The organism is Brevundimonas sp. UBA5936 (assembly GCA_002430835.1).
Classification (GTDB): domain Bacteria; phylum Pseudomonadota; class Alphaproteobacteria; order Caulobacterales; family Caulobacteraceae; genus Brevundimonas.
Map to the genome: position 1 here is coordinate 1 of DJDA01000096.1, position 5,599 is coordinate 5,599.

Annotated in this window: 5 protein-coding genes and 1 pseudogene; 4 read left to right on the forward strand and 2 right to left on the reverse strand. The window is 69.9% G+C overall.

The features are described from left to right. Positions 1–588, forward strand: a pseudogene (locus tag B2Y21_RS09065) (leucyl aminopeptidase); the annotation flags it as partial. 12 nt (positions 589–600) lie between these two features. Here B2Y21_RS09065 and greA read toward each other — a convergent pair. Next, on the reverse strand, positions 601–1,077 hold the full coding sequence (gene greA, locus B2Y21_RS09070) for a transcription elongation factor GreA (RefSeq protein WP_292059081.1): 477 nt from the start codon (positions 1,075–1,077) through the stop codon (positions 601–603). Positions 1,078–1,126: 49 nt separating this feature from the next. Between greA and B2Y21_RS09075 the strand changes: the two genes are divergently transcribed. The 3 genes from B2Y21_RS09075 to B2Y21_RS09085 all read left to right on the forward strand — a co-directional run bounded on the left by B2Y21_RS09075 (position 1,127) and on the right by B2Y21_RS09085 (position 5,245). Next, positions 1,127–2,341 (forward strand): NAD(P)/FAD-dependent oxidoreductase, encoded by a 1,215-nt coding sequence (locus tag B2Y21_RS09075; RefSeq protein WP_292059082.1) that lies wholly within the window; start codon positions 1,127–1,129, stop codon positions 2,339–2,341. Positions 2,342–2,413: 72 nt separating this feature from the next. Then, entirely contained in the window at positions 2,414–4,054 is a 1,641-nt protein-coding gene (locus B2Y21_RS09080) for a M28 family metallopeptidase (protein WP_292059083.1), read from the forward strand. 45 nt (positions 4,055–4,099) lie between these two features. Next, on the forward strand, positions 4,100–5,245 hold the full coding sequence (locus B2Y21_RS09085; RefSeq protein ID WP_292059084.1) for a serine hydrolase domain-containing protein: 1,146 nt from the start codon (positions 4,100–4,102) through the stop codon (positions 5,243–5,245). 9 nt (positions 5,246–5,254) lie between these two features. Here B2Y21_RS09085 and B2Y21_RS09090 read toward each other — a convergent pair. Further along, positions 5,255–5,599 (reverse strand): DUF4440 domain-containing protein (locus tag B2Y21_RS09090; RefSeq protein WP_292059086.1); only part of this gene is annotated, 345 nt, incomplete at its 5' end.

The following is a 5,599-nucleotide window of genomic DNA, read 5'->3' on the forward strand; positions in this document are numbered from 1 at the left end:
GTCGCCGCCCTGGCCGAGAACATGCCCGACGGCGGCGCCATCCGCCCGGCCGATGTGCTGACCGCCATGAACGGCAAAACCATCGAGATCATCTCGACCGACGCCGAAGGCCGTCTGGTCCTGGCCGACGCCGTGGTCTGGGCCGACACCACGCTGAACCCCGCCGCCATCGTCGATGTCGCCACCCTGACCGGCTCGGTCGGCGGCGCCCTGGGCAATGACTATGCCGGCCTGTTCAGCCGCCACGACGCCCTTGCCGACCAGCTGAAGACAGCGGGCGACGCCACGGGCGAGACGCTGTGGCGCCTGCCGCTGCACCCCTCCTATGTGCGGGCCACCTCCTCGACCATCGCCGACATCAAGAACTCGGGCGACGGCGGGGCGGGCGCGGGCACCGGCGCCCACTTCATCGGCTATTTCGCCCGACCCGAGACGCCTTGGGCGCATCTGGACATCGCCAACATGGCCTTCGGCGCCGCCAACGACGTGAAACCGGCCGGTTCGGCGGGCTACAGCGTGCGCCTGCTGGAGCGGTTCGTGCGCGACTTCCAGCCGGTAGCCAAGGAGAAGGGAACGGGCGGCTACTGAACCGCCGCATCCTCAATCGACGGCGACGATCTCGACCGAATGGCCCGCCACGGTCGCTTCGTCGCCGACCCGCTTGCCCATCAGGGCGCGGGCCAGGGGCGAGACGTGGCTGACGCTGCCCTTGGCCGGGTCGGCCTCGTCCTCGCCGACGATGCGCCAGGTCTGGGTGCGGCCATCCTCGCGCTCGATGGCGACCGATCCGCCGAAGCGCACCCGCCCGTCCGACGCCGTCTCCAACAACTGGGCCGAGGCTCGGCGCGCTGACCAATAGCGCAGGTCGCGCGTGGCGCGAGCCATGGCGGTACGGTCCGCCTCGATCGACCCCTGAGTCTGAGCGCGGGTATAGGCCGCGCGCGCCGCCGCCAGCTCGGTCTCGATCAGGGCCAGCCCCTCGGCCGTGACATGGTTGGGATGGGGTGAGATCGGGCGGTCCACCAGGTCGGCGGCCGTGGCTTCCAGATCTTCTTCTCGGGTGAAGGCGACGCTCATGATGATAGAGCCTATGCCCCGCGCAATCGTTCCGGTCTAGGAAGGTCGAATGACGCGCTCCCCGCAAACAATCGCCGTGATCGGCGCCGGTCCCGCCGGACTGATGGCCGCCGAACGTCTGGCCCAGGCGGGCCTGCGCGTCATCGTGCACGAGCGGATGCCCTCGGTCGCGCGCAAGCTGCTGATGGCCGGACGCGGCGGGCTGAACCTGACCCATTCAGAGCCGCCCGAGCCGTTCCTGAACCGCTATGACGCCGCCGCGCAGGCGCGCATCGAGGGCTGGCTAAACGCCTTTTCGCCCGCCGATCTGATCGACTGGGTCGAGGGGCTGGGCCAACCGACCTTCGTCGGTTCGTCCGGCCGAGTGTTCCCGAAAGCAATGAAGGCCTCGCCCCTGCTGCGCGCCTGGCTGGCGCGACTAGAGGGGCTGGGCGTCGAGATCCGCACCCGCTCGTGCTGGACCGGCTGGCAGGGCGAGGCCCTGACCTTTGACACGCCCGATGGCGAGCAGATCGAGCGGCCCGACGCCGTCGTTCTGGCCCTCGGCGGCGCCAGCTGGGCGAAACTGGGCTCGGACGCCGCATGGGTTCCCGCGCTGGAAGAGGCGGGCGCCGAGGTGGCCGCCTTCCGTCCCTCCAATGTCGGCTTTGATGTCGCCTGGTCGGCGTTGTTCCGCGAGCGCTTCGCCGGAACGCCGTTGAAAGGCGTCGCCTTGACACACGAGGGCCGCACCGTGCGCGGCGAGGCCATGATCGCCGCCTATGGCATCGAAGGCGGCGGCGTCTACGCCCTGTCCGCCGGGCTGCGCGAGGCGGCGGAGCGCGACGGATCGACCATGCTGACGCTCGACCTGCGGCCCGATCTGAGCATCGAAGCCCTCGCTCAGCGCCTGTCAAAACCGCGCGGCAAGGACAGCCTGTCGAACTGGTTGCGCAAGGCCGCGCGGCTGGACGCCGCCGCTGTCGCCCTGTTGCGCGAAGGCGGTCCGCTGCCCGCAGACCCGGCCGAATTGGTCGCCCGGATCAAGGGCGTCGCCCTGACCCTGACCGGGGTGCAGGGCCTGAGCCGCGCCATCTCCTCGGCCGGAGGCGTGGCGCTGGACGCCGTGGACGAACGCCTGATGCTGAAGGCGCGGCCCGGCGTCTTTGCGGCGGGCGAGATGCTGGATTGGGAGGCGCCGACCGGCGGCTATCTGCTCCAGGCCTCCTTCGCCTCAGGCGTCGTCGCGGCGGACGGCGTGCGCGCCTGGCTGGACGGGCGCTGAGGCCTTTCGGGGTCGACAGCGGCGCCCTCAGGGGGCAGCGTGGCGCAAATCGTTCAAGAGCCGAGCCTGCCCATGACCCTCGCCCGTTCCGCCGCCGTCGGCCTGATCGCCGTCCTGATGTGTTCGACCTCCGCGCTCGCCCAGACCGGCCGCGTCGACCCGGCTCGGCTGAACGAGGCGACGCGCGTCCTGGCGTCCGATGAGTTTGAAGGCCGCGCCCCGGTCACGCCCGGCGAAGACCGCACCATCGAATGGTTGTCGCAGCAGTTTCAGGCGCTCGGCCTTGAACCCGGCGGCCCGAACGGGTCGTGGGTGCAGGTCGCCCAGGTCAGCCGCACCAGTCAGGACGGCCCCGCCGCCATCAGCGTCACCGCCAAGGGCCGCACGACCGAACTTCAGCGGGCCAAGGACGTCATCGTCTCGTCCGACCGGCCGGTGGAGCGCATCAGCCTGACCGACGCGCCGGTGGTCTTCGTCGGCTATGGCGTCGACGCGCCCGAGCGCGGCTGGGACGACTACAAAGGCGTCGATCTGACCGGCAAGATTATGCTGGTGCTGGTCAACGACCCCGACTTCGGCGCGCCCGAAGGCCACCCCGTTACGGGCAAGTTCGACGGCCAGGCCATGACCTTCTACGGCCGTTGGACCTATAAGTTCCAGGTGGCGGCGGCGCATGGCGCGGCGGGCGTTCTGGTCATCCACGACACGCCGGGCGCGGGCTATCCGTGGTCGACGTTGGAGAATTCCTCGACCGCGCCCAAGTTCGACATCGTCCGCGCTGACCCGAACAAAGAGCGCGTGGCGGCTCAAGGGTGGATCCAGGGCGCCGTGGCCGAACAGCTGTTCAGGGACGCAGGCCTCGACTTCGCCGCCCTGAAGGATCAGGCGCGCACGCCCGACTTCCAGCCCGTGGCGCTGGACGGCGTGACCCTGTCCATCGACTTCGGCCAGAAGGCCGACCGGGTCGAGACGCGCAACGTCATCGGCCGCCTGCCCGGAACCAAATACCCGGACGAGACGGTGATGTTCGGCGCCCACTGGGACGCCTATGGCCGCGCCACGCCCAAGAACGGCGACGACATCTATAACGGCGCCGTCGACAATGCGACGGGCGTAGCGGGCGTCATGGAGATCGCCCGTCTGTTCGCCGAGGGGCCGCGCCCCGAACGCTCGACCGTCTTCATCAGCTGGGCGGCAGAAGAGACGGGCCTGCTGGGCGCTGAATACTATGCCGCCAATCCGGTCTGGCCGCTGGAGACGACGGTCGCCAACATCAACATGGACAGCCTGCTGCCGGGAACCGAGATCGACCCGAACATCGTCGTCATCGGCGCGGGCAAGAACGATTTGGACGACCGGCTGGCGGTGCTGGCCGCGCGCGAGGGGCGTCGCCTGATCCCCGATCCCGCGCCGCATGCGGGGGCCTTCTATCGCTCGGACCACTTCCCGCTGGCGAGGAAGGGCGTGCCCGCCCTGTTCGCCGCCGCAGGCTTCACCGGCCACAACGAAGCCAGCCGCGACTATGTCGCCAACCGCTATCATCAGCCTTCGGACGAATGGACGCCACAGTGGACGATGGACGCCGCCGCCGCCGATGTGCAGCTGCTGTATGAAGTCGGCCGCGATCTGGCCAATTCGCGCGACTGGCCCGCGTGGAAGCCGGGCGACGAGTTCGAGGGCGCCCGCAACGCCTCGGCGTCGGCGCGCCAGTAATCGGCCGCAAGTGACGTGAAGCCGCCAAGGCGCTAGAGCCGTCCCATGACCAGCCTCCCCGACCTCCATGGCGTCTGCCCGCCGCGTTTCAATGCGGTGAAGGACGCCTTCGCCGCCAACTTCACCGACGCGCCCGAGAGGCTGAACGAACTGGCCGCGCGCTTCAGCGTGACCATCGACGGCGAGGTGGCGGTCGACCTGTGGGCCGGGTCGGCCGATCTGGCGGGGACCAGGCCGTTCGCCGAGGACACGCTGGTCCCGGTCTTCTCGACCGGCAAGGCGGTGATGGCCCTGATGATCGCGCGCTGCGTGGACAAGGGACTGTTGTCCTATGAGGACCGGGTCGCCGACCACTGGCCCGCCTTCGGCGCGGCAGGCAAGGACCAGCTGACCGTCGGCCAGTTGATGAGCCACCAGTCCGGCCTGCCGGGCTTCGATGGCGGGGCCGAGCCCGAGATCTGGTTCGACCGTCAGGCGGTGCTGGACAAGCTGGCGGCCCAGACGCCGCTGTGGGCGCCGGGGACAGCGTCCGGCTATCACCCCATCACCATCGGCTATCTGGCGGGCGAGCTGTTCCGCATCGTCGACGGGCAGACCATGGGAGCGGCCCTGCGCGAAGACTTCGCCCAGCCGTTCGATCTGGACCTGTGGATCGGCCTGCCGGAAAGCGAACACGGCCGCGTGGCCCAACTGCGCAAGCCCGCCGCCGCGCCGGACCTCGGCCCCATCGACGCCATCAAGAAGGCCGCCTTCCTGGATCGCGGCTCGGCCCCCGGGGGACGCGGCTCGACCGAGTGGCGCATGGCGGAGATTCCGTCCGCCAACCTGCATGGCACGGCCAAGGATCTGGCCCGGATGATGTCCATCATCGCCACCGGCGGCGCGCTGGATCACTTGACCGTGCTGTCGGAGGAAACTCTGGCTCAGACGACGCGCGAGCGCATCCACGGGCCCGACAAGGTGCTGCCCTTCGACATAAGCTGGGCGGCGGGCTTCACCCGCAATCAGGGCCTGAACATCTTCGGCCCCAACCCCGAGGCGGTCGGCCACTGCGGCTGGGGCGGATCGATGGCGTTTGCGGATCAGGCGGCGGGCGTCTCGGCCGCCTATGTCATGACGCGCCAGTCGCCCCACCTGCTCGGCGACCCGCGCGCCCTTCGGTTGGTCGAAGCGCTCTATACAGCCTTGTAAGACGGCGCCTTAGGCCTCCGGGCCCCAGGCCAGCTGGTCGTGGACGATCAGCCAGCCGTCGGCCGTGCGGCGCAGGATGCGGGTGAACAGGCCGCGATGGGTCTTGCCGTCGCGCGTCATCACCGCCCGGCCAGAGACCACCGCCGTATTGACGTCGAACTGCATGGTCTCGAACCACTCATAGGACAGCGTCCCCAGACCGCCGGGCGCCGCCGCGCGGGCGTCCAGGGCGGCGCGCACGCTGTCGGGCCCCTTCAGCGGGGTGTCGCCCAGGAAGACCAGCAAGGGCTCGTCGTGGACATAGGTGGCCATGACCGCATCCACCTGCCCCGAGGTCCAGGCGGCGGCGGCGGC

What these genes read in the sequence shown, in the direction of transcription:
- B2Y21_RS09075 (WP_292059082.1), top strand. Translation starts at nt 1,127, where the DNA reads ATGACGCGCTCCCCGCAAACAATCGCCGTGATCGGCGCCGGTCCCGCC.
- B2Y21_RS09085 (WP_292059084.1), top strand. Translation starts at nt 4,100, where the DNA reads ATGACCAGCCTCCCCGACCTCCATGGCGTCTGCCCGCCGCGTTTCAAT.
- B2Y21_RS09080 (WP_292059083.1), top strand. Translation starts at nt 2,414, where the DNA reads ATGACCCTCGCCCGTTCCGCCGCCGTCGGCCTGATCGCCGTCCTGATG.
- greA (WP_292059081.1), bottom strand. Translation starts at nt 1,077, where the DNA reads ATGAGCGTCGCCTTCACCCGAGAAGAAGATCTGGAAGCCACGGCCGCC.